Raw genomic sequence first — 23,560 nt, 5'->3', positions numbered from 1 at the left:
CTGGATATTTACTTTAGGGTGTCTATTCCGAGGGAGAAGGGGAAACCGGAAGTTCCGCTAAGCGTACCTTAGTAGCTAAACCCAATATCTGTAAAAAACGAATCGTCATCCAGGTGAGGTCAATTTCCCACCACTTCAGGCCATGACGGGCCGAGAATTGATGGGCATGGTGATTGTTGTGCCAGCCTTCCCCAAAGGTGACTAGGGCAACCCACCAGCAGTTCGTAGAGTAATCTTCCGTTTCAAAGGTGCGATAGCCAAACATATGGGTAGCACTATTAACAAGCCAAGTGGTGTGATAGACCGTTACCAAACGAACAAAGATACCCCAAACCACAAAGGGCCAACCGCCCCACAGGTAAAGGACAACGCCAAAGGCAAGTTGAATCCAGACAAAATTTTCATCTAGAAATTTATAGACCGGATCATCCCCAATATCCTTGGTGAAGCGAGGAATTTCCTTGGTAGCCGGTACATCCCGAAGCATCCATTCCAAGTGGCTCCACATAAACCCTTTGCGAGAATCATGGTGATCCACCGACTGGTCTGAGTAGAGATGGTGGTGACGATGGAGGCCCACCCACCAAATCGGGCCCCCTTGCATGGTTAAGGTTCCAAAGAAAACCAAAATATACTCTAACCACTTGGGGACTTGAAAACTGCGGTGGGTGACTAAGCGATGCCAACCCAGGGTAATGCCTAAACCCGCAGTAACCCAATGGAGTACAAAGGCCAGCAGCACCGCTGACCAACTAAACATTTCTGGGAGGAAGGCAAATAGGGCGCCCACATGGACTAGGGCAATAAAAAAAACCGTATGCCAAGAAATTGGCGGTTTGGTATAAGTCGCTTGGGTCATGAAAAACTCTCGTCACAACATCTGTAGCCAGTGAACCTAGTATTCTTTACCTTATATATCGCCTGCAAGCAGACGTTGATGCTATGAACGAATAGGTATGAATACTCAAAATTAGCCACTGCTCCTAATCATTAACGAAGTGGAACCCTTAAGTCAAGAAAGCCTAATGCTTTTGGGGTATTAAATTGTGCTCCACGTCCCCTGTATCGTTGAAAACAATGCCCCTAGGTTCCGGGCGATCGCACCATGGGGAAAAATGGCTTTGCATGGAAGCCATCAGGTTTGGGGTTGCTATAGGTTAAGGTGCTCTTCGCAAATTAAATTCAAAGGTTTGCCCGGTATCCAGACACGTCACACGGGGCGAATAACTGCCCCCCACTTTCCAGGTGGCCCGATAGCGATTGTTCCCCAGCATAATGATGGTTACATCGCCGCTACAACCATAGGCATAGTCTGTACTGCGATCGGAAAACCAACCCAAAACTCCACCTCGACCAATGTGGGTCACGGTGATGACACCCCGATAGGTGCGTCCGCCCACTTGAGTGGTATAGCTCAACTGATCTCCCTGATTTAGTAGTCTCTCAGGAAATGGATAATCATGAATGCGAGTGAGTCCACTATCGGAAACCAAGGTTTGAGCCATTGCTGGAAGGGAAAATGTTGTGGCTAAAAGTAAACCACCAACAAGGCTTTTGCCAATAAATTGTAAGGGCTTCATACCCCCTCCTTTGCCAATATTGGCTAGGTATATAGGGTAGATAAAGCTAGCAATATCCTTATATTTATTCTATCGAATTTACTGAAAGTCAGCGCAATTGAGGGTATCCCAGGTTTTCCGGCCCGTGACTGGATTCACGCCCTTGGCCACCTGACACAGGTCAAATTGGGCATCTTCCCGCAGATCCACATCGGTAAAATCTGCGCCATCAATGGTTGCCTGGTTAAACTTGGTATTAAAGGCAAAGGCCCCCTCTAAGTTGGCATTGGTTAAATTAGCCTTCGTAAAGCGGGCTGTATCCAAGGTGGCTAGGCGTAGATCAGCCCCTTCCAGATTAGCGGTTTCCAGATTGGCCCCAAAAAAACTCACCCCCCGCAGATCCGTATGGCTGAGATCGCTGTGGAGGAGATTGGCTTTGGTAAATTGGGAATCCCGTAGGTCCCGACCCGAAAAGTCCATATTCACAAGGGCTTCTTTGGTATAGTTCTCTGCCCAAGCGGGGGCAGCAGCCCATAGCACCAAGGAGATCGCAAGGACAAGGGCCAGCAGGTACTTTAGATTTTTGAGAAGCGTTTTCAAGGCAATACTCACGTTTCTGTACTCCCATTCTAATCTATGCCGTAGTCCCTAAAAACAGTATGAATTTTAAGTATTTGTCTGTATCCATTACTACGTTTATAACATGAACCCAATGTTCATTAAATTACTTTCATTATTTGCGAGAGTGGTGTAGCATGAGGTCGTTTGCGACTTTTTTCAATAAAAGTAAATATTACTAAATCTACCCTCGTTACTTGTTACTCGGCATATTTGCGGAAATACTTGCAAACATCAAGCATATAGTACCGAATTCTCTGATTGATCTATGAATTTCCTGACCTTGCTACCCATTGCCATTGCTGTGAGTCTTGATAGTTTTGGTGTCGGTGTTACCTATGGCGCTCGTCGTTTACGGGTTCCCCTCAGTTCCTTAGCCATAATTACCCTATGCACGGGAACGACATTGATTTTTTCGGTTTGGGTGGGGGAGATCATTGTGGCCCTCCTGTCTCCCCGCCTGACGGAAGTGATCGGGGGCATTATGCTCATTGGCATTGGGGTCTTTGCGGTTCTCAACCATGTCAAGTCCCAACTGAATCGCTCATCCCGATCGCGATCCTTTGACTTGGAGATGCTAGAGGAAAGTGTCAAGTCTGATACCGCCGGCGATAGCCCTGAATCTGAATCTGAACATGAATCCCTGAGTGTGATTCCAGAAATTCTAAATGATCCCATGGCGGCGGACTTTGACCATTCTAATTCCATCTCCCTGAGCGAGGCAGTTTTTTTAGGGTTGGCCCTCTCCATGGATTCCTTTGTGGCCGGCATTAGTATTCGCCTCTTGGGCTATTCCCCCTGGTTGATTATTTTAACCATTGCCATGATGAGTAGTATTTTTCTTTTCCTGGGCATTCAAACGGGCATTTTAATTGCCGGTCATCGCTGGTTTCGGCAACTGCCCTATTTTCCTAGCACCATGCTGATTGTCATTGGTCTCCATAAACTGTTCTAGATTTTTATCTTGAGGGAAAATCAACCAGATGGATTCCCTGACTACAAAATTTGCAGGGCCATAGTTCCAAGTCAGTATCCTGGAATTTCTCAGCCATTGCCTGGCAGAGTTCTTCCGCCTTTAGGTCATTTTCCACCAAGGCAAATACGGTGGGCCCAGACCCGGACATCATTGTTCCTAGGGCCCCAAGCTCTGTAAAGGTCTGCCGTAGGTTTTGGACCTGGGGGTAGGCGCGTAAAACAACGTTTTCCAAATCATTTTTTAGGTATTGACTTAGGTTTTTAACATCATGTTGGGCGATCGTCCGCAAGAGTTCTGGCGATCCCCCTTGAAGCCGTTTTTGTTCTTGCTCCCCAGGGGTCTGGGCATAGTTGGCTTGGAACTGTTGACGATAGGTTTGGTAGGCCCAAGGAGTGGAAACGGCCAGGGATCGATATTTTGCTAAAACCACACTGATGCCCTCTAGGCTTATGAGGGGAGTGAGTTCATCCCCCCGGCCCAAGGCTAGGGCCGTGCCCCCACTGAGGCAAAAAGGTACATCGGAACCCAATTGGGCGGCCAGGGATTGCAGTTCTGCCTGGGTCAATCCCAAATCCCAGAGCAGATCCAGACCCACCAGTACCGCCGCCGCATTGGTGGATCCCCCCGCCAATCCGGCTCCCACAGGAATTCGCTTCTCAATATAAATATCAACACCGCCGCGATCGCCCACCTGTTTTTGGAGGAGTTTTGCTGCCCGATAGGCTAAATTGCTGGGATCGCAGGGAACGAGGGGGTGGGCACAGTCAATATAGATGTCATCATCGAGGCGGGGCACCAGTTCAATATGATCCGCTAGGGTAACGGCTTGCATCACCATGACTAATTCATGAAAACCATTGCCCTCAAGGCGATCGCCAATGATTTGTAAAAACAAGTTAATTTTAGCTGGAGCCGCCAGACGATACACGGTCAATGTCTCCCATGGGTGAGTTTATTTATTTTCCCATGCTGGAATCACTCTCCCTTACGGTCGTCCTCAGAAAACATTATTTATTGATCATTCATTGATATTTTTATTGATATTTTTATGGCTGTTATTCCTGGGATGCCAGTTGCTCCAATAACCAAGAATCAACGGGCTGGCCATCTTTGCGCCGTAACTGGATCGTGATGGCATAGACCAAACCGGAGCCTGGAGGTGCGGGTTGTTGCTCAAAGGAAATTTCATAGTCTCCTGGGTTTTGCTGTCGCTCTCGTAACCAATCCTGAACTTTGTTGACAGCGAAAAAAGATTGGCCTTGCTGAAACATTTGGCTAATTTGCATTTGCAAACTAAAGGGGGTAAATCGTGCCATAGTAATTGATTTATGAATGGGATACTGGTTTAATCTGAATCAAATATTGACATCTCTTCGTCACAATTGTGCCAAATGGTGTACATAGTCATCGGCCTATAGTGACAACTAGAGGATGTTCCACCTCAATCTATCCCCCATCGCTGTTCCACCCCAGGAGAAATTCATGACTGTATTGACCAGGAGTAACCCCGTTGCCCAAGAGGCAGTCAGTGTGGTTTCCCCTGAAGATGTCCATTATCAAGTAGTTCACTGGATTACTGGCCGTTTTCGGATTCGGATTCCCCGCCTTGGCTATGATGCTGAATACGCTGCCAAGTTATTATACGTTGTCAGTAAAATTACGGCAGTGACGACGACCCGGATTAATCCCCCCGCCCGCTCCTTGGTGGTGGAGTATAATCCCAAGCTATTTGGCAACACCCTTGCCGTGGTGCAGGCAGAGATTTTCCAATCCATTCAGAGTGCGGCTACCCTACCTGAAGTTCCTCTCCTGGAAGCGGAAAAAGATGAGTCCAGCGAAGATGGGGCAAACGAGCACAGCATTAGTCTCTGGGAACGTCTGGGAATGCCTGCCGTGGGTTTGGGCTTGAGCCTAGGGGCCTTGATGGGTGTGCCCATTCCTGGCTATGTCTTGGCCAGCGTGGTGATTGCCGGTGCGCTGCCGGTGTTCAAGCGGGCCTGGGACTCCATTGTCGAAGAACGTCAGTTAACTATTGATTTCCTAGATGGTCTGGCGATCGCCCTCCATGCGGGTCACGGCAACTATTTTGCCCCAGCTTTCATGTTGGGACTCATTGAAGGGGGAGAAGTCATTCGGGACATGACCGCCCGTGGTTCGGAGCGGGCCTCCTTAGACTTGCTGGATTGCCTAGGGAAAACCGCCTTCATTGAGCGGGATGGCATTGAGGTTGAAGTTCCTGTTAAAGATATTGTCGAGGGCGATCGCGTCGTTCTTTACCCTGGGGATCAGGTACCCGTAGATGGCATTGTCCTGCGGGGAACGGGCCTAGTGGATCAATGTAAGCTCACCGGCGAATCCGTTCCCGTCGAGCGTAGCGAGGGCATGGAAGTGTTTGCCTCTACGCTGCTGGTGGATGGTCAGTTGGTGATCCTCACGGAACGGGTCGGTAATAATACTCGGGCTGGGGTGATTGTCGGCCTGATGCAGGCGGCCCCTGTGCACGATACCCGCATTGAAAACTACGCTGGTACGGTGGCTAACCAGATGGTGGTTCCTACCCTGGGGATTGCCGCTGGGGTGGGTTTAATGAGTGGGGACATTGGCCGGGCGATCGCCCTGTTGACCCTAGACCTGGGAACGGGGATTCGGGTTTCAGTGCCAACGACAATTCTGTCTGCCCTCACCTATGCCGCCCAGCATGGGGTATTAATTCGTAGTGGACGCGCCATTGAATACCTTGCCCGTCTAGATACCATCGTCTTTGATAAAACCGGAACCCTCACGAAAGGCCATGCCGGTCTCACGGACATCAAGGTGATGGACGAACGGTTTACCGCCGATGAGATTCTCAGTATGGCCGCCAGTGCCGAGCAGGGATTGACCCACCCAGTAGCAGAAGCGATCGTGCGCCATGCCCGGGAATTGAATATGCCCCTCCATGACTGTGAAGACTGGGAGTATCGTGTCGGTTTAGGGGTGGCAACCAAGGTCTGTGGCGTGGATCTGCGAGTGGGCAGCCGTCGGTTGATGGATACGGAAAATATCTGTCTTGAAGACCTCAATCAACGCTTCCCCGATCTAAATTCCGGTAGCTGTTCCGTGGTTTATATTGGTGGCGATGGCCGTTTAATTGGTGTTCTTCTCTACAGCGATCCGATTCGGGATGAAAGCCGCGATGTCATCAGTGAATTGACAGGGGCCGGCATTACCCCCCATATGCTCACTGGGGATGTGGGCCGGGTTGCCCGGGCCGTTGCCAAAGACCTCGGCATTGCTCCTAAAAATATCTACGCTGAAGCCTTCCCTGAGCGGAAAGTAGAAGTGGTGAAATCCCTCCACGATAGCGGCAAGGTCGTGGCCTTCTGTGGCGATGGCATCAATGACTCTGCGGCTCTGGCCTATGCGGATGTCTCCATTTCCTTTGCCGGGGCGACGGATATTGCCCGGGAAACCGCCGATGTGGTGCTGATGGAGGATGATCTGCGCGGACTGACCCTTGCTATTCGCATTGCAAAACAAGCCATGGAAATTGTCTGGCAAAATACGGCGATCGTGGCCCTGCCCAATGTGGGTGCCCTATTGTCCGGTATCTTCTTTGCCCTAGACCCAATCTTGGCGGTGGTGATCAACAACGGTACAGCCATTCTGGCGGAACTCAATGGTTTACGCCCCTTAGTGGGCCCCGGTGGTCCCTTGCCCTTACCGCCGGTAAAAGATACCCAGGATTTTCTAGCGGACTGGGAATCTACCCACCCCAGCAATCCGGTGCAGCATGTGCCACCAACCCATGGGGAACATGAATGGGAACGGGAATCGGGGGCGATCGCTCCAGCAGGGGAACCCTTCCATCCGGTAGGGGCTTCTCAGAGTTAGCCAACTAGGTATTCCCTTAATCCCGCTAATCGTTCATAAGTTGCAATAGCTTCACGATCCTCTCCATTTTTGGAGGGGATTTTTTCTGTTCGCTGGCGTTGTCTTGAGAATTGTTCAAGACGCAACCACGGAAAATTCGTTATGCTGACCTTCGGGCCTGATTGGGGAGCGGCAAGCCATGATGATTGACAGTCCAATTTTTATCTTTACTGTCCTACTGGCAGTGATCTTAGCTATTCCCCCCATTTTTGAACGCCTAAGCTTACCTGGCTTAGTTGGACTTCTCTTGGCCGGTGTCATCCTTGGGCCCAATGGTTTCGATTTCCTTAACCATGACATGGAAACCATGGAGTTGCTCTCCAACATCGGTAAAGTCTACCTGATGTTTGTGGCGGGCCTAGAAATTGATCTGACCCAGTTTCGTCGCACCCGCAATCGCTCCATGGGCTTTGGTTTCCTCACATTTATCATGCCGATCATTACCGGTATTGTGATTGGCCGCTGGTTTGGGTTTGGCTGGAATGCGTCTCTGCTGATTGGTTCTCTTTTGGCTTCCCATACCCTTTTGGCCTACCCGATTGTAAGCCGGTTGGGGGTCGTTCGTAATGAGGCGATTACAGTCACCATTGGGGCGACAATTTTTACGGATACCGCCGCCCTGCTGGTTCTGGCTATTTGTGTGGCCATTAACAAAGGGGAATTTACCCCAGTCAGTCTGATTTGGATTCTGTCATCCTTGGCGGTGTATTCCGTAGCAGTTCTTTGGGGGTTTGATTGGGCGGGTAAAGAATATTTCCGTCGCTCTAAGGATGATGAAGGCAGTCAATTTCTGTTTGTGCTGCTGGCCCTATTTATCTCCTCCATTGGTGCCCAGGTGATTGGGGTGGAGCAAATTGTCGGGGCATTTTTGGCTGGTTTGGCGGTCAATGATGTTTTGGGTGATAGCCCGGTCAAAGAAAAGGTGGAATTTGTCGGTGGGGTTCTCTTCATTCCCTTCTTTTTTGTGGATATGGGGCTTCTCATTGATATTCCTGCCTTTGCCCGTACCCTGGGGTCTGTCGGTATTACCGTTGCGATTGTCCTTGGCTTAGTGGGTAGCAAGTTCATTGCCGCCTGGTTAGCATCCCTTTGGTATCGCTATAGCCGGACTGAAATGCTGAGTATGTGGTCCCTATCCTTGCCCCAGGTGGCGGCAACATTGGCAGCAACTTTGGTGGGGTTTCAGCAGCGCATTCTCACCTCAGATGTATTTAACAGCGTGATTGTGCTGATGTTGGTGACGTCCATTTTGGGCCCCTTGATCACCTCGCGAGTAGCTAGCCGCTTACCTGTCCCTGAGCCAGAGGCCGAAGCTGAAGAACCCGCCCTGTGGTGGGATGCTTCCGGTAATGATGGGCCAGAACTGGAGGATACCTCTCCCTTTACCGTGGTTGTGCCGGTTTATAATCCCCAAACCCAGCGATTACTCATTGAGTTGGCGGCCCTTTTGGCTCGTTATGAGCGGGGTCGGGTGATTCCCATTGCCATTACCCGTGGTCACACCCACATGGATGATCCTCGGCTGGAGAAATCCCTAGAGCGAAGTCGAAAACTGGTGAAACGGGCCCTGGAAATTGGTCAAGACTATGAGGTCACGATTGAACCGGCGGTACGCATTGATAATGACATTGCCTTAGGGATTACTCGTTTAAGTCGAGAGCATAATGCCAATTTGATTGTTCTGGGTTGGTCAGAAAATACCAGCATTCGGGCGCGTCTATTTGGCACGATTATTGATAGCGTTCTCTGGTCAGCCCATTGCCCTGTGGTGATTACCCGCTTGCTAGAGGAGCCTCAACGCATTAAGTCAATTTTGGTACCGATCCGGGATCTCTCCAGCACAACTCTGCGAATTGTTGGCTTTGCCCAGTCCTTGGCCGCCGTCAGTCAAGCAAAGGTGATTCTCCTCCACATTTCCCTGCCGGAAACACCCCATGGGCAAATTCATCGCTTTGAAGAAAACCTAAATCAGGTCATTTTTTGCTCTGAGCATCCTGAACCCACGATCACGGTGGATATTAAAACCGTTAAAAGTCATAATATCGCCCAAACGATTCTCCGCGAAGCTGAGGCCACAGATCTGGTACTCATGCGATCGATCCGGCGGCGAACATCGGGGGGTCTGGCGGTGAGTGATATTACCACCCATGTTGTCCAACACTTAAAATCCTCGGTGATTTTATTCGGGGAACCGCACCATTAGGCCCTGGCCCTGATGCCTCTGGATCTGTTTAGGATGGTGAATAGAGTTTTTCCATCGGCTTTGTGTGAATTTTTGATGTGTATTTTGATTTTGGTAGCTTAACGTTCTATGACCACCACCCTATCCGCTTCTGCCCAGTCTCCCCAGCAGTATTGGCAGTGGCGTGGCCATAACATTTGCTATAGCGTTAGTGGCAGTGGCCAACCCTTGGTGCTTGTCCATGGATTTGGCGCATCCATTGGCCATTGGCGCAAAAATATTCCAGAGTGGGCCCGTCATTATCAAGTTTATGCAGTGGATCTATTGGGGTTTGGTGCTTCTGCCAAGCCGAATCTAGTCTACAGCATGGAATTATGGGCAGAAATGCTGGCGGACTTTTGGCAGTCCCAGGTGGGGCAACCGGCGGTTTGGATTGGCAACTCCATTGGTGGTCTGCTCTGTGTCAGTATGGCCGCCAACTATAGTCATACCTGTGCCGGCCTTGTGGTTCTCAATTGCGCCGGGGGGCTAAGCCACCGTCCCCAGGAATTAGGCTGGCCCCAAAGGCTTTTAATGAAAAGTTTTACGGCCTTGCTGACCAGTCCTGTCATTGGTGCTTTAATTTTTAATCAAATTCGTCAGCCGGCCCGCATCCGCAAAACCTTGACCCAAGTCTATGCCAACCCGGAAGCCATTACGGATGAACTAGTGGAACTTCTTTATCGTCCTGCCTGCGATCGCGGCGCACAACAGGTCTTTGCGCGGGTGGTAACAGCACCGCCGGGGCCGAGAATTGCGGATTTAATGCCGAGGGTAAATACCCCCATTCTCGTGCTTTGGGGAGAGGCAGACCCCTGGACTCCCGTCGCCGGAGCCAAGGTATTTGAGGATTACCGCCAATCCATGCCCATTGAATTTGTTCCGCTGGCAAATACGGGCCACTGTCCCCACGACGATCGCCCTGATCAGGTGAATCCTATCGTGATAGACTGGCTGGGCCGAATCCTGGAGCATTAAGTCGGCGTGAGTGATCAGCCCGTCCCCCACCCTGAAACCCAAAACCCTTGGTATCAAGCGGCCCAACTGATGCAACCGGCATTAATTCGTCTACTGGATCAGCTGCGTAAGGCCCTAGAGTCCTCCCCCTGGCAAGGCAGCTATGAAACCGTTGAAGTTTGGCCAGAAAATGGGGATGGTCATGGTACGGATATATCTAGCACAGATTCTGGGGAACAACCCCAAATTCTCTATTGGTTACATCTGAAGCGATCGCCCGATGAACTTAAAATTAACCTGTGGGAACTGTGCTATCAAATTTGCTTTAGGGATTACGAGCCGGATTGGCAGCGAGCCGATATTCGTGATTTTCAGGTGGGGGAGGTGGAAGTGGATGCCAGTTTATTTGATACCAGTGGTGAGGTGGATTGGAATCGTTTGGATGGGAAAACGGAACGGATTGTCAAGGATCTATTTGCGGACTTACCCCCATCAATGGAGCCTAGATCGGATGGTTGATCTGGTGGGTTTAGTCTGATGGCCCCCTTGAGGCTAGGGAAAACGGGCGATCGCCGCCCCCTGAGTATGAATGAAATACTCCTGTTCATTGGCGTGGGAATTACACTCGTCTATATATTGGTGGCCCTTTTTGCCCCTCTGTTCCAGGCCTGGGGCTGGGTTGCCAATCCTGAAGAATTTCTTGATTTTCCCATTCATGCCCCTCCCTCCCCCCAACACTGGTTTGGTACCAATCGCCAGGGCTATGATGTCTTCTCCCGTACCTTGTTTGGTAGTCAGGTGGCTCTGCAAGTGGTTATTTTGGCCACCCTGTTTAGCTTGGTGATCGGGGTTCCCTTGGGATTAATAAGTGGTTATTTAGGGGGGCGTACCGATAAGTCCCTGCTATTTTTAATGGATACCATCTATACCCTGCCTGGATTGCTGTTGGCGGTGACGGTGGCCTTTGTGGTGGGGAAGGGCGTTGTGAATGCGGCGATCGCCCTGAGTGTGGCCTACATTCCCCAATACTATCGGGTGGTGCGGAACCATACCGTTAGCCTTAAAACCGAGGTGTTTATTGAAGCGGCCCGGGCAATGGGGGCCTCGACTCCGCGAATTCTCAGTCGGTATTTATTTGTGAATGTGCTGCCCAGTATTCCGGTTCTCTTTACCCTCAATGCCGCCGATGCCATTTTGACCCTAGCAGGGTTAGGCTTCCTGGGTTTGGGCCTGCCGCCGGAGGTGCCGGAATGGGGCTATGATTTGCGCCAAGCCCTCGATGGTCTCTCCGTGGGTATTTGGTGGACGACCCTTTTTCCGGGTCTGGCCATGACCTTACTGGTGGTGGGTCTGTCTCTCCTAGGTGAAGGCTTGGGGGAATGGTTTAATCCGGGGCAAGACTGAGTAAAGTTAGTCACCATGTTATTAAGGCGGTTGATCATCAAAGCAGTTCCATAGTTTTCTGATACGCTGATCGGGGAGAGCTATGGGCCGTCAGGAGGCAGTAAATGTTCTGGCAGGGAATTCATGAAAACAGCCCCATTCGCTTTGGCACCGATGGCTGGCGGGGCGTGATTGGGGCCGAGTTTACCTTTCCAAGATTGATTCGTGGGGCCCAAGCGGCGGCCCAGGTTCTTGAGGCCACCTATGGGATACCGGGTCAGCCACGCCGGATCATGGTGGGCTTCGATCTCCGGTTTTTAGCCGAAGAATTTGCCCAGGCCGTCGCCCATACGTTGGAGGCCCAAGGGTTTGATGTTTTTTTAGCCCAAGGGCCGGCCCCCACCCCTGCCCTGAGTTGGGCAGCAACGGAATACCAGGCCCTAGGATCCCTCGTGATCACCGCCAGTCATAACCCCGGTATCTATTCTGGCTTGAAGGTGAAGGGAGCCTTTGGTGGGTCCGTTGGCGCGGCCGTGACTCAAGACATTGAGGCCCTAGCCAATGGCCCCTTAGAGCAACTGGAACGGGGCACATCCAGACAAACCTCTGGTTTCTGTGAAACCTTTGATCCCTGGCGCGGCTACTGCAAGGCCCTCAAGCAAAAGGTGGATTTAGGAGCAATTCAAGGGGCGATCGCCAGCGGCCAGTTACAGGTTTACGCAGACGTAATGCATGGGGCTGCCCAGAGTGGCTTAGGGCGATTATTAGACTGTCCCATCCAGGAATTGAATGCCAACCGGGATCCCCTATTTGCTGGGGGTGCGCCCGAACCCATTGGCCGCTATTTAGCTAAAAGCCAAGACATTCTGCGGACGGCGGGCCAGGGCTTTGCGGGCCAGACCATTTGCCTGGTTTTTGATGGGGATGGCGATCGCATTTCTGCCATTGACGGCCAGGGGCAGCTATTTACGGCCCAGGAATTGATTCCAATCCTCATTGATCATTTAGTCCAGGAACACAATCAACGGGGCATGGTGATTAAATCCCTGAGTGCCTCCAGTTTGATTGGCAAAATCGCGGCCCTACACCACTTACCGGTCATTGAAACCCCCATTGGCTTTAAGCACATTGGCGATCGCATGATGGTGGGGGATCCGGTCTTATTGGGGGGCGAGGAATCTGGTGGCATTGGCTACGGCAATCATATTCCGGAACGGGATGCTCTTCTATCCGGTCTATACCTTTTAGAGGCCCTAGTTAAATCTGGCCATAGTTTGTCTGAGTATTATCAAATGATCCAGGAAAAAACTAAGTTTACGGCCCATTATGGCCGGGTGGATTTGCCCCTGGCCAGCCTAGAGGTGAAGGGCCGGTTAGAGCGATCGCTAGCAACGGAACCCCCGGACGCTATTCTCGGCACGACTGTCCAGGATTGTCAGACCTTTGACGGGTATAAATTTTACCTCGGCGATCGCGGCTGGTTACTCATTCGCTTTAGTGGCACCGAGCCGTTATTGCGGATATACTGTGAAGCCCCCACTGCGGAACTGGTTGACCAAACCCTCACCTGGGGGAAAAATTGGGCCGAGGCAATTTAAGACATGCCCTTTAAGCCCCAACAGGTCATGGAGCAATTGCAGGCGAAGCGAGATGATTTTCGCCAGTACGATCAGGCAGTTTTTCGGCTTCGCCAAGGTTATCTTCACGCCTTAGAGAGCCAATCCAGTTTAAGTCCGGCGGAGCTAACAGAACGCTTACCCTCCGGCCCGGCATGGCTAGGAGCGCGACCTCTAGAACCATGGCAACCCAGTCAGGGCTGGACTATCCCCTTTAGCCAGCAGTGGCAGAATCGAGAAGCGAGTAAGACCTGGAGCCGAGATCGCCTCGCTAATGTGACCACCATTGCCGTGGACGGTTCTCAAATTGTTCCCTCCGATGATATTTCAATTCCCGTGGGTGTGGTGCAGGTGGGCTGGTTTACCAATCCCCACAATCCTGAGCGGCCCTACGTTAAAGATGTAAAGCTGGAACTGATTACCCCCGCCGAACTCCAGGCAGCCCGCCAACAGTACGGTAAAGATCAGCCCGCCCGCTTTAAGGAACGATGGATTCACCTGCGCCGGTTTCAACTGGAACTCAGTTGTATTCGCGACCATTTGCAGCAGTATCACCATTGCTCTGATTGCTGTGTATTTTTTGATGGCTCCTTAGTGGCCACCTTTGCCGAATCCTACGATCGCCCCTTTCAGAGTCAGTATATTCATGCCCTGTGCCATACCCTCACCACCAGCCGCCAAAGCCAGGTTCCCTTGGTGTCCTACATTGATCAGTCCCAAGCTCGGGATTTAGTTACCCTTTTACATCACCTAGGGGAGCTTCCCGCCACCAACCAAATTTTTGATATTCACCTATTGGCAGGATTAAAAGAATGGGGCGATCGCACCCCCCTGTTCTACTGCGATCGCGGCGGCAAGGAGGGTTCTCCAGGCATCTTGGCCGACTACGGCGATTGGGGCCGGCAGATTGGATTTTGTTACCTGAAGGCCCATCAAGGCTACCCTGTCCGCCTCGAAATTCCCGTGTGGATCTACGAAATGGGTTGGTTGGAGCGGGTGATTGATTGGATTCGGGCAGAGATTATGATCGGCCAGGGCTATCCCTATGCCATTGAGGCCGCCGATCAAACCGCCGTTCTCCAAGGGGGCGATCGCCAGGCCTTCCTCAAACTCTTTCAGGATTGGGCCGGACAAAACCAACTCCAGGTGAACTTTAGCCGCAAATGGGTGAGTAAGCAACGCCGCCGCTAAGGGAGAGAAGGAAATGATACAAGGGGAGTAATAGAGAGGAAACCTCTGAAGATTTGGTTTGACGATGACGCAATTTAGGGGGAGATATGCTCCATTTGATACAGAGAAACTTAAGTCTACAAAATTCAAGACAAAACAGGGTTCGCTCCGGCGGCAGTTTTCTGGTTTTAGCTCTGCTCTTAGGGACATCAACCCTGATCAGTAGTTGCCAATCCTCCAATAATTCGATGAATCCCAATACCATGGCTGTTGCCCGTGGGACAGAGGGCGTTGCCGTGGATGTGGCCATCGCTGAACTAAGTCCATTGGATACGGCGACCACCTATACCGGCACGACTCGGCCCGGACGGGATGTGGTGATCCGTTCCCAAGTAGAGGGGCAGATCCTCAGCCTTGGGGTAGATGTAGGAGATGAGATCGCCCAAGGGCAAATTTTGGGCCAGGTGGATCCCGTGGTATTGCGAACAGATCTAATCCAAGCGGAATCCGAATTGGCCGCCCGCCGCAGTGAAGTCGTCCAGGCCCAAAGCCAAGTAAATACGGCCCGTACTGCCGTGGAAGAAGCTCGTTTGAATCTTCAGCAGGCGGAAAGTGATGCCCAACGCCTAGAATCCTTGCTTGCCGATGGGGCGATCGCGGCCCAAGCAGCAGAACAGGCCCGCACCGCAGCCCGCACCGCTCGCCAAGTTCTCCAGTCCACCCAGGCCCAAGTGAGTACGGCCCAGCAGGGGGTTGCCGTGGCCCAAGGTCGAGTTCAAGCCCAAGCTGCCTTGGTTCAGCAGGCTCGGGCCCGCCTAGAGTATGCGGTGATTCGTGCCCCCCTAACGGGCGTGGTACTAGAGCGATTCACGGAAACCGGCAATTTAGTCCAAACCGGTGATGATGTGTTGCGCCTCGGGGATTTAAGCCAACTCAAAATCATCGTTGAACTATCGGAAAAAGACTTAGGGGGTATTGAACCCGGACAGACCGCCAGTATCCAGTTCGATGCCAGTCCTGGCCGTAGCTTAACCGCCCAAGTGAGCCGCATTTCTCCCGCCGCCGCCGATGCCCGCCTCGTCCCGGTGGAACTGGTCATGGCCAATCCCAATGGTCAGTTGGGGAGTGGGTTGCTGGCCCGGGTAAAATTTCAGCGTCCCGCCAGCGATCGCTTGGTTATTCCCCAATCTGCCCTAGGGGGAGAGGATGAAGGTCGTCTGTCTACCCGCCAAGGTACCGTCTTTGTTGTCTCAGGTGATCAGGTGGAAGAGCGGGCCGTGGAATTGGGCGATCGCCGCAGTGGTCGCATTGAAATTATTTCTGGTTTGAATCCAGGAGAGCGGTATGTGGTACGCACCAGTCGCCCCCTAAAAGACGGTGATACCATTCGCCCCAGTATTCTCTCGGAAAGTTAATCTACTCTAAAGAGCATCGGCCTCAGCCGTCAAGACCGCGATAGAGTTCACTTATGGCAAATTCCAGGTCAATGTTGTGGAGTGTGACTCGATCGCCCATGTTATAGACGGTTATCTCCCAGGTATCTGGAGCACTGCGGCGGCGACATTCCACCCACTGACGATCCTGGGAGATGAGAACATATTCCTCTAGGGAAGTGAGTTGTTGGTAATCTGTAAATTTTTCCCCTGAATCAAAGACTTGGGTACTGGTTGAGAGTACCTCTACAATGAGCTTGGGATATCGCTTGATGTAGCGGTCATGGCGATCGCGGGGGTCACAGGTGACAAAGGCATCGGGGTAGTAATAAAACTCATCTTGGTAGTTGATTTTGACGTTCCCGGAGTAGAAGCGACAGGTTGACGGATCACCAAAGTGATCATCAATCAATTTCAGCAGATTTAATGCGATGCGATTATGATTGTCGGTATCGTATGCCATGGCGTAGACCAGACCCCGGCGATATTCGTGGCGAATGGGGTTATTGCGTTCGATCGCAAGGTAATCTTGGGGGCTGATGTAATGGGGGATGGCAATCATGGCGTTTCCTTGAAGGGAAGCTGCTCTAGGGAGTGTTGACTCCTAGTTCCCTGAGAATATCGGCAATATCTTGATAGGATGCTATATCCCCTTCACTGCGGAAAATTTGGGCGGCGGTTTGCAGATCGGGAATGGCCGCATTAAAATTCTCTTCCAAAATATAGGTAATCGCCCGAACGGAATAGGGCAGGGCCTCTTGGGGATTAATCCGAATTAATTCTCCCCAACTGCTGCGGCTGGCATCATAATCGGCAATTAAAAAGGCCGCTAGTCCCCGCAGCAAGTGGTAATCGGTATTATTGGGATCATCTTGGCTTAAGCGATCAAAGGCCGAAAGACTCTGGCGGAACTCACCCCCCAAAAATAGAGCCAAACCCCGAATGACGTGCAAATCCATATTATTTGGATCCAGGGCTAACCCGGAATCAATATCACTCACCGCTGAGCCAAAGTTCCCCAAAATTAAGTTAAAGAAACTACTCACGCCGTAGGCTTCTGCATAGCTTGGATTCAGGGCGATCGCCTGGGCTAGATCACTTTGCAAGGTTCCTGGATTGGCACGGAAGGCAGTCAGGAAATGATTGAGTAAGGGGGAGGGGGGATTGGCGGGAAAGGCATCCTTGAGGAGTGGATTCCCCTGGGTGAGACGGTGTAGATGTTTGACCCCTAATTCTTCCCCTAGGGCGGAAAAGTTTTCATCGGGTACCAGTTGGAAAAGTTGGGCAACGGCCCGGCCCAGATAGGCCTCAGAATAGTTGGGATTGAGTTCAATGGCTTTACCGTAGGCGGAGATCGCCCCGGCGTAGTCCTGTTTCTGAAATTTACCTTCCGCCTCGAGGAAGTAGTCCGCAGGCTTGAGGGTGATGGGTGCATCAGCAGGGTCAATACGGAGTTGGTGAACAACGGGCAACCCTGGGTCTTGGGGAGCTAAACTTAGGTAGGTATTGATGGGAATGCCTAAATTAAAGCCCCGCTTCACAAAGACATTACTGGAGCTACTCCCCTCCTGCATCAGGGTAGAGGCCACATCCGCGCTGCCATGCACCCCCACCAACTGACCCTTTTCATCCAGCACCGGGCCCCCACTCATTCCGGGCAACGTGGCATTGGTATAAACCAGAGCATAGCCATCTTCTATGGGGCGGGAGGCGTTGGCGGTTAAGCGTCCTTCCGTGAACTGATAGATGCCTCCTAGAACCGAGGAACCTTGGGCAGGAAAGCCGGCCACATAGACGGGCATTCCTTCTACCACATCATTGGAGTTTCCCAACTGGGCAAGGGGATAGTCGCGGTTACTTTGGAATTCTACGGTGGCTAAGTCTACCCCCGGCAAGGGCTTAATAGAGGCGGTAATCAAACTGTAGCGTTGGCCATCGGCGGTGGAAACATGGTACTGGCCGGGCTTTTCAACCACATGGCGGGCGGTCAAAATGGTGTAGGTGGTGCTATTCCGTTGCAGTAAAATGCCGGAGCCATGGCCGCTGCCCCCCTCAATGAGAACCGTAATCGTCTTGGCGGTGCGGGCGATCTCGGTCACGGAGGCGGCCTGGACGGGAATTGGCTCCCGCAGGATCACCGTACTTCCCCCCAGGATTATGGAGCAGAGGAGGGGAAGGGAATAAATCGATTGCCAAAAACGTGGTGCCATAGGTCAACCAAACCTGATTCAAGCCTAGCTCAATGTTGCTAGGGGAATACCCCTAGTTTAATATCAATCTTCCCGAAAAATAATCTTCCAACTGTTGACGATGATCGTGGGCGAGATCTCCCAGGGGAATCTGCTCTGGGGGGTAGGCCCGAATATCACGGATTTCCTGGGGATCGGCGATCGCCACTGTTCCGGTTACCTGGATAGCCAGGGCAATGCAAATGGAGTGGGCGCGGGGGTCTCGATTCATCTGGGAATAAATGCCCACTAGGCGATCCAACTTTTGCCATTCCAGGCCTGTTTCCTCCCGTAATTCTCGCCGGGCGGCCGCTTCGACGGTTTCGCCCCAATCAATCACGCCACCGGGCAGGGACCACTGATGATTATCTTGGCGTTGGACAAGGACAATGGTGCCATCGGTTTGGCGGGCAATGACCGAAACGGCGGTAATGGGATGACGCAGTATAAATCCCAACAGGAATTTGCCAAGGCGGAGGAGTTGACCCACTGGTGGCTAGTTAATATTAACTATTTTCTAACTGCTCTCTTAGTCGTTGTAATTCAGGATCAATGGGCGAAGAATCCACCACCTGGGCATCCATGACACTATCATCGGAGGTAGAGCTACTGGGCGGCAAGGCTCCGGCAGGGCCACTGGCTTGCCCTATCTTTTCACGCTCTATCTCGTCTTTGAGTGCTTCTAGCTGAAAGGCAACATCACTCCCTGCTTCCAGTTGGGCAAATTGGGACTCTAGGGAATCGGTACTCAATTCTGCGATCGCCTCGGAGCGAGCCTCTAATTGCATTACCTTATCTTCCATGCGATCAAAGGCAGCCATAGAACTGGAAGTACCCACTTTACTGACGGCCTGGTGGATCTGCTCACTGGCTTTGGCGGCGCGGGCCCGGGCCGTTAACATTTCCTTCTTGGTCTTGGCTTCAGCAATTTTGCTCTCTAGGGCGGTCATGTTACTTTTGAGGGCCTTGACTTGGCCGTCCGTTTGATCAAGTTGAGTCTTGAGAGCCATGGCGGTCTCGGCGGCGGTCTTTTTCCGATTCAGGGCTTCCATGGCCAGGGATTCGTCCCCTTTGGTCAGGGCCAACTTAGCCCGCCGTTCCCATTCCGTTGCCTGCTGTTGATTTTGGCGATATTGTTGTTCTAGACGTTTTTGAGAGGCGATCGCCTGGGCTACCGCTTGCCGCATCTGTACCAGGTCTTCCTGCATATCGATGACGGTTTGCTCAAGAATTTTTTCTGGGTCTTCTGCCGAACTGACGACGGCATTGAGATTGGCACGTACAACACGGCTGACTCGATCAAATAACCCCATAGAGCAGTCACCTCTTGGTTAATAAGCACTGCCTCTACTGTATCCCAAATTCTCCTGATCGGACTAGGAGGTGATATTTGGCGGATCCGCAGGAAACTGGCGGGGGCGATCGCTACTCCAGGCCCACCAGGCACAGCCACATTCACAGGCATAAAACTCCTGCCATTTGCGCTGATGGAGTTCCGTATAGACCGGCGATCGCCGATTAATCCAAACATCCGTGGCAATGTGACTTGAGCCACCACAACTGGGGCAGGCAAAGCCCTTGGCATGGCGAGATCGGTTTGTCCAATCGGGGGGAACGGCGGAAAAGGGATTCATGTACTGCCAAGGCGAGGTTCGGTTCCTGCCATGAGTCGCTGAATATTGGATTGATGCCGCCAGACAATCATAACGGCGGCGACGATGCCAAAACCAATGTAGGGCCAGGCTTGGTCAAAGAGCCAAAACCAGAGGGGCAGGGAAATGGCCGCCAAAATAGAGCCAAGGGAAACAATGCGGGTCAGGGCTAACACCACCAGAAAAACCCCAAAGGTTGCCAGGGCCGTGGGCCAGTGGAGGGCCAGCAAGACTCCTAACCCCGTTGCCACGGACTTTCCGCCGCGAAAACGGAGCCACACCGGTTTACTATGACCCAAAATTGCCATCAGGGCCGCCCCTAGCAAGATCCAGGCCTGCCAGGATGGGGGAATGGTGGCTCCCCAAGGTTGGCCGAACCCTAGGGCGACTAAAAGAACGGCGGCAGTTCCCTTGGCCACATCCACAACAAACGTGATCAGTCCCGGCCCCTTGCCAATCACCCGCAGGACATTGGTGGCCCCAGTGGAGCCGGAGCCATGGTCACGAATATCAATGCCTCGCAACCAGCGACCCAGGAGATAGCCGGTGGGCAGAGAACCCAATAGATAACTTAGGAGAAGGGCAATACCAATCAAAAGGGGGGGAGCCATGGCCGCTTATTTCACCAAGATGCTACTCAAAGAAATCATTACTTTTGGCTTGACGCAATTGGGGGTCTGGGGCAAATCCCAGGAGGAGGGGATACTGGAGCATGGACAGACTGACGCTTTCCTGGGAGTCATCAATCAAAATTAAGGGTAGGTAGTCTTCCTGTTCAAGGCGATCGGCGCGGAAGGTGAGGGCATCGGCGGATTCAAAGAGGGCAATGCCGCGATCGGGGCCAAAATCGGCACGGGCAATCCCCAGACAGTCTTGGAGTCCGCGCCGCCAGTCCCCTAAGCGTTCCGGGGAATCTGCGAGGATGAGTACCCGCAGCATATCCCCATAAAAGTCCCGCAAAATTGAAATAATGGCAGAAGACACAAGAATATTTTGCAGCCGACTATTGAGGGATCTCAGGGCACCCCGCCCCCCCAGATCAAAAAACCAGGTTTCCACCCGTTCACTGTGGATGGGTTCAAAGGTGCGCCGCAGTTGCCAGGGCGGGCCGTAGTAGTTGGGTGTTGCTCGGTATTGCTCCAGTAGCCGCTTGATCCGTTTAGCCTCTTCCTGAAAGCTATCTTCGGATAAATTTAACTTGGGTGTGGTAGTCGTTGTGGCGGCGGCGGGGGCCGGTTCGGGGGTGGGTGGGGCGGCGGGCAGCAGGTCGAGTTCTTCAACGGTGACAACGAGGTCTTGCATACTGTTGACTAAAAACTCCTTGAATCCCTGCACCCGGATGGCCAATTCTTGGGAGGCCCCGACAAAATTTTGCCGCAGCTCTGCCTTAATCCGTTCTTGGCGACGCTCTAGCTGCTCAATACTCAGTTGCAGATTTTGGCGACGGTCTTCTAGGTCTTTTAGGCTGTCTAGGCACAGGTTCTTAATGTGATGATTGAGATGGCTAATTTCCTGCTCAAGCTGAGCCTTAGTGGCTTCAAGCTGGGCGATCGCCCCCTGTAGGTTCTCCGTTGGCGATGTCTCCGGTAATGTCTCCAGTACCGTCTCCGATGGAGATTCCAGATCGGTGGCGGGTTGGGATGGTTCAATCGCAGCGTTGTCTTCAGTCATTGTTAGGATTCGATACAAAAAGAGTGCGGGGGCAGCGTTCCTGCAAACAGCTCAATAACTGAACCGGATCAAAGAGGATCGGCAGGAAATGGATACTGTTCACTTCCCGAAAATAGAACAAGATGGGCACGGCTGTCCAAAAAATCTGCCAATGCTGCCATTGCCGGTAGGGAAATTGGCGAATTTGGGTTGAACCCCGATAGACATCTAGATCAGTGGCCGTAAATTCTAGGCGAAGGGTAGCCGCTTGGATGCCTAAAAACACACTAAACAAAAAAATCGGTAGCCCTAACCAAACATTGAACCAGACCAGAGGCACACTGGCGATCGCCAACCCCAGGGGGATGCGAAAACTAGGAGCTAAACGAACGGTTTCAAGGGGTGGGGTCAGGTTAGTCGTCATCGGGGGGATGCCTAGAAATGGGAATGTTAGTGAGGTTAGGTTAGGTCTATTCTAGGCTGCCTGCTTCAACTTTTGAACCTGTTTTGAACTTGTTAACCGGATTGTCACCGTCGCTGCCCTTACCCTAGGTTGGAAGCAACGTGTCAGAATAAAGGTCAAATTCACTCCCCTGAAACCTGTGATCGAAGCCGATGTCCACGCCCAGCTACGGTTATTCCTGCGATCGAGTGCGGAGATAACCTGGCCCCATCATTTAACCCTGGCCCGTTTGGTGGCCCGGGCATTGCGTCTGCATCGCGGTTGTTTTCTCCAGATCAGTGGCAGTGCGGTTTTTCAGCGACGCTATCAGCTAAGTTATTTACTGCCCCTCCTCCTTTTCCCGGAACCGGTGATTTTAGTGGCCCCTGAGGAAGTGCATCCCCAATTACTCCACCATGATATTCCCCGACTCTTGACGTTTCTAGACGGCACCAAACCAGTACAAACGGGCGATCGCTGGCCCCAAGACTCCTTCAAGGGTTTATTTTTAGTGAGCCAAGACCACTGGCTCCAGGATTACATCAACCAACGCCAAGGATTTCCGGCGGGAATCGTCACCCTTGTGGATGGACTAGAACATTTAGAGCCAGAAAGTCGGCAACAGTTAACCCAAACCATTGATACCCAAGCCTGGGAATCTTTGAAATTAGCCTATCCCATGGCCCTAGACTTGATTCGCGATTTTCGCGCCCGCTTGGCCCATCGTCTATTTCAGCGACCCATAAACCCGGATCAGCGGTACCTTTTGACAGACGACGAGCGATCGCTCCTGCAACACCTTGGGGGCCAGCTCCAGTCCACCCGCCACCCTCTTCCTAGCCCCTGGGACAGCTTTTTTCATCTTTTAGACCATGACGAGAGCGTGACCTGGGGCCAAGTGGATCCCCAGCAGGGGCATATCAGCCTCCACGCCGCCCCCATTCCCCTCGCCCCCACCTTAGAACCCCTCTGGCAACGCCAGCCCACCGTCTTTATTGGCGGAACCATTGAAGCAACGGCCCAGGCTCCCCTATTCCATCAGCGGTTGGGCCTCCCCACGATGACGACGGTTAAATTTGCCCCCGATCGCCATACCGAAGCCATCCAATTTTACTTAGCCGAGCATCTTCCCTTGCCCAATACGCCGGAATTTCAACCCGCGTTGCAACGGGCCCTCTCCGAACTCCTCAGCCATGTTTCTCACCTGGAGGGGCCGGCCGTCATTCTTGTCGAAGATATGCCCCTCCGGGATCAGCTGGGAACGGTGCTTGCCGCCGAATTTGGTTCCCGTGTCCAGATTGAGCGTCTAGCGATCGCCCCCGCCAGTCATATTCAGGCAAGTTCCCCGACTATTTTGACCCCGACCATCTTGATTTGTCGCACATCCTTTTGGATTCGCCATGCCCGTCAGATCCCCTGTCCGGCCCTGTTGGCCTTGGCAACCCTCCCCATTCCCTCCCCGGAAGACCCCCTAGTGGCGGCCCAAATTGAATTTCATAAACAACAAAAACAAGACTGGTTCCGCCAATATCTTTTGCCTGAGTGCCTCAATCGCCTAGAACGGGCGATCGCCCCAGTTCGACAAGGGGGAACCCTGGTGGCCTTATTTGATAGCCGCGTCACTCGTCGGAGTTATGGGAAAGATATTCTAACGATATTTAGTCCCTATGAACGCATTAGTGAGCAATATCTGAAAGAGCATCTTCACCTCTCCTTCTGTTAGTCTCTTTCTGGTGATTTTTT

The 23,560-nt window shown here is 52.2% G+C and carries 23 protein-coding genes; 10 read left to right on the top strand and 13 right to left on the bottom strand.

All coding sequences use genetic code 11. The features are described from left to right. Positions 1-22 precede the first annotated feature (22 nt). The 3 genes from L3556_RS06730 to L3556_RS06720 all read right to left on the bottom strand — a co-directional run bounded on the left by L3556_RS06730 (position 23) and on the right by L3556_RS06720 (position 2,171). Complete coding sequence (locus L3556_RS06730; RefSeq protein WP_277866536.1) at positions 23-859, bottom strand: acyl-CoA desaturase; 837 nt, start codon at positions 857-859, stop codon at positions 23-25. Positions 860-1,157: 298 nt separating this feature from the next. Next, complete coding sequence (locus L3556_RS06725; protein WP_277866535.1) at positions 1,158-1,580, bottom strand: hypothetical protein; 423 nt, start codon at positions 1,578-1,580, stop codon at positions 1,158-1,160. Positions 1,581-1,658: 78 nt separating this feature from the next. Then, positions 1,659-2,171, bottom strand: a complete 513-nt coding sequence (locus L3556_RS06720; protein WP_277866534.1) for a pentapeptide repeat-containing protein — start codon at positions 2,169-2,171, stop codon at positions 1,659-1,661. Between the two features lie 274 nt (positions 2,172-2,445). Between L3556_RS06720 and ytaF the strand changes: the two genes are divergently transcribed. Further along, positions 2,446-3,132, top strand: a complete 687-nt coding sequence (gene ytaF, locus L3556_RS06715) for a sporulation membrane protein YtaF (protein WP_277866533.1) — start codon at positions 2,446-2,448, stop codon at positions 3,130-3,132. A gap of 4 nt (positions 3,133-3,136) precedes the next feature. Here ytaF and ispE read toward each other — a convergent pair whose 3' ends face one another. Both ispE and L3556_RS06705 read right to left on the bottom strand, forming a co-directional pair. Beyond that, entirely contained in the window at positions 3,137-4,087 is a 951-nt protein-coding gene (gene ispE, locus L3556_RS06710) for a 4-(cytidine 5'-diphospho)-2-C-methyl-D-erythritol kinase (RefSeq protein WP_277866532.1), read from the bottom strand. 121 nt (positions 4,088-4,208) lie between these two features. After that, the gene (locus L3556_RS06705) at positions 4,209-4,469 is read right to left on the bottom strand and encodes a hypothetical protein (RefSeq protein ID WP_277866531.1); all 261 of its coding nucleotides are present in this window, start codon (positions 4,467-4,469) and stop codon (positions 4,209-4,211) included. Between the two features lie 166 nt (positions 4,470-4,635). On the opposite strand from L3556_RS06705, the gene L3556_RS06700 reads away from it, so the two are divergent. The 8 genes from L3556_RS06700 (at position 4,636) to L3556_RS06665 (ending at position 15,827) form a co-directional block, all read left to right on the top strand. After that, positions 4,636-7,026: a heavy metal translocating P-type ATPase gene (locus L3556_RS06700; protein WP_277866530.1), complete on the top strand. Its 2,391-nt coding sequence runs from the start codon at positions 4,636-4,638 to the stop codon at positions 7,024-7,026. 178 nt (positions 7,027-7,204) lie between these two features. Continuing rightward, entirely contained in the window at positions 7,205-9,268 is a 2,064-nt protein-coding gene (locus tag L3556_RS06695) for a cation:proton antiporter domain-containing protein (protein WP_277866529.1), read from the top strand. 108 nt (positions 9,269-9,376) lie between these two features. Then, positions 9,377-10,264, top strand: a complete 888-nt coding sequence (locus tag L3556_RS06690; protein ID WP_277866528.1) for an alpha/beta fold hydrolase — start codon at positions 9,377-9,379, stop codon at positions 10,262-10,264. A 6-nt stretch (positions 10,265-10,270) separates the two neighbouring features. Beyond that, positions 10,271-10,762, top strand: a complete 492-nt coding sequence (locus L3556_RS06685) for a hypothetical protein (RefSeq protein ID WP_277866527.1) — start codon at positions 10,271-10,273, stop codon at positions 10,760-10,762. A gap of 66 nt (positions 10,763-10,828) precedes the next feature. After that, complete coding sequence (locus L3556_RS06680) at positions 10,829-11,647, top strand: ABC transporter permease (RefSeq protein WP_338405730.1); 819 nt, start codon at positions 10,829-10,831, stop codon at positions 11,645-11,647. A 104-nt stretch (positions 11,648-11,751) separates the two neighbouring features. After that, positions 11,752-13,224, top strand: coding sequence for a phosphoglucomutase/phosphomannomutase family protein (locus L3556_RS06675; RefSeq protein WP_277866525.1), 1,473 nt, complete (start codon positions 11,752-11,754; stop codon positions 13,222-13,224). A 3-nt stretch (positions 13,225-13,227) separates the two neighbouring features. Beyond that, positions 13,228-14,433, top strand: a complete 1,206-nt coding sequence (locus L3556_RS06670; RefSeq protein ID WP_277866524.1) for a DNA double-strand break repair nuclease NurA — start codon at positions 13,228-13,230, stop codon at positions 14,431-14,433. 86 nt (positions 14,434-14,519) lie between these two features. Then, a complete protein-coding gene (locus L3556_RS06665) occupies positions 14,520-15,827 on the top strand; it encodes an efflux RND transporter periplasmic adaptor subunit (RefSeq protein ID WP_277866523.1) in 1,308 nt (435 codons plus the stop codon). Positions 15,828-15,849: 22 nt separating this feature from the next. Here the strand turns inward: L3556_RS06665 and L3556_RS06660 are convergent, their stop codons facing one another. From L3556_RS06660 to L3556_RS06625, 8 genes are all read right to left on the bottom strand, one after another. Beyond that, positions 15,850-16,407 carry a Uma2 family endonuclease gene (locus tag L3556_RS06660; protein ID WP_277866522.1) on the bottom strand — a complete coding sequence of 186 codons (558 nt, stop codon included), beginning with the start codon at positions 16,405-16,407 and terminating at the stop codon, positions 15,850-15,852. A gap of 25 nt (positions 16,408-16,432) precedes the next feature. Then, a complete protein-coding gene (locus L3556_RS06655; protein WP_277866521.1) occupies positions 16,433-18,055 on the bottom strand; it encodes a serine protease in 1,623 nt (540 codons plus the stop codon). 52 nt (positions 18,056-18,107) lie between these two features. Continuing rightward, on the bottom strand, positions 18,108-18,563 hold the full coding sequence (locus L3556_RS06650) for an NUDIX hydrolase (RefSeq protein ID WP_277866520.1): 456 nt from the start codon (positions 18,561-18,563) through the stop codon (positions 18,108-18,110). Between the two features lie 16 nt (positions 18,564-18,579). After that, positions 18,580-19,386: a PspA/IM30 family protein gene (locus L3556_RS06645; RefSeq protein ID WP_277866519.1), complete on the bottom strand. Its 807-nt coding sequence runs from the start codon at positions 19,384-19,386 to the stop codon at positions 18,580-18,582. 63 nt (positions 19,387-19,449) lie between these two features. Next, positions 19,450-19,707 (bottom strand): hypothetical protein, encoded by a 258-nt coding sequence (locus L3556_RS06640; RefSeq protein WP_277866518.1) that lies wholly within the window; start codon positions 19,705-19,707, stop codon positions 19,450-19,452. Beyond that, positions 19,704-20,336 carry a glycerol-3-phosphate 1-O-acyltransferase PlsY gene (plsY, locus tag L3556_RS06635; protein WP_277866517.1) on the bottom strand — a complete coding sequence of 211 codons (633 nt, stop codon included), beginning with the start codon at positions 20,334-20,336 and terminating at the stop codon, positions 19,704-19,706. Before plsY ends, L3556_RS06640 begins: the two co-directional genes overlap by 4 nt. A 22-nt stretch (positions 20,337-20,358) precedes the next feature. Then, positions 20,359-21,396 (bottom strand): DUF3086 domain-containing protein, encoded by a 1,038-nt coding sequence (locus L3556_RS06630; protein ID WP_277866516.1) that lies wholly within the window; start codon positions 21,394-21,396, stop codon positions 20,359-20,361. Further along, a complete protein-coding gene (locus L3556_RS06625) occupies positions 21,389-21,799 on the bottom strand; it encodes a DUF3119 family protein (protein WP_277866515.1) in 411 nt (136 codons plus the stop codon). Before L3556_RS06625 ends, L3556_RS06630 begins: the two co-directional genes overlap by 8 nt. 178 nt (positions 21,800-21,977) lie before the next feature. Here L3556_RS06625 and L3556_RS06620 point away from each other — a divergent pair, with 178 nt between their 5' ends. Further along, the gene (locus tag L3556_RS06620; protein ID WP_277866514.1) at positions 21,978-23,540 is read left to right on the top strand and encodes an ATP-dependent DNA helicase; all 1,563 of its coding nucleotides are present in this window, start codon (positions 21,978-21,980) and stop codon (positions 23,538-23,540) included. The last annotated feature ends 20 nt before the right edge of the window (positions 23,541-23,560 follow it).

The sequence above is a fragment of the Candidatus Synechococcus calcipolaris G9 genome, from assembly GCF_029582805.1.
GTDB lineage: Bacteria > Cyanobacteriota > Cyanobacteriia > Thermosynechococcales > Thermosynechococcaceae > Synechococcus_F > Synechococcus_F calcipolaris.
Note: the sequence above shows the minus strand (reverse complement) of the source record. Positions and strands in the feature narration are given on the sequence as shown.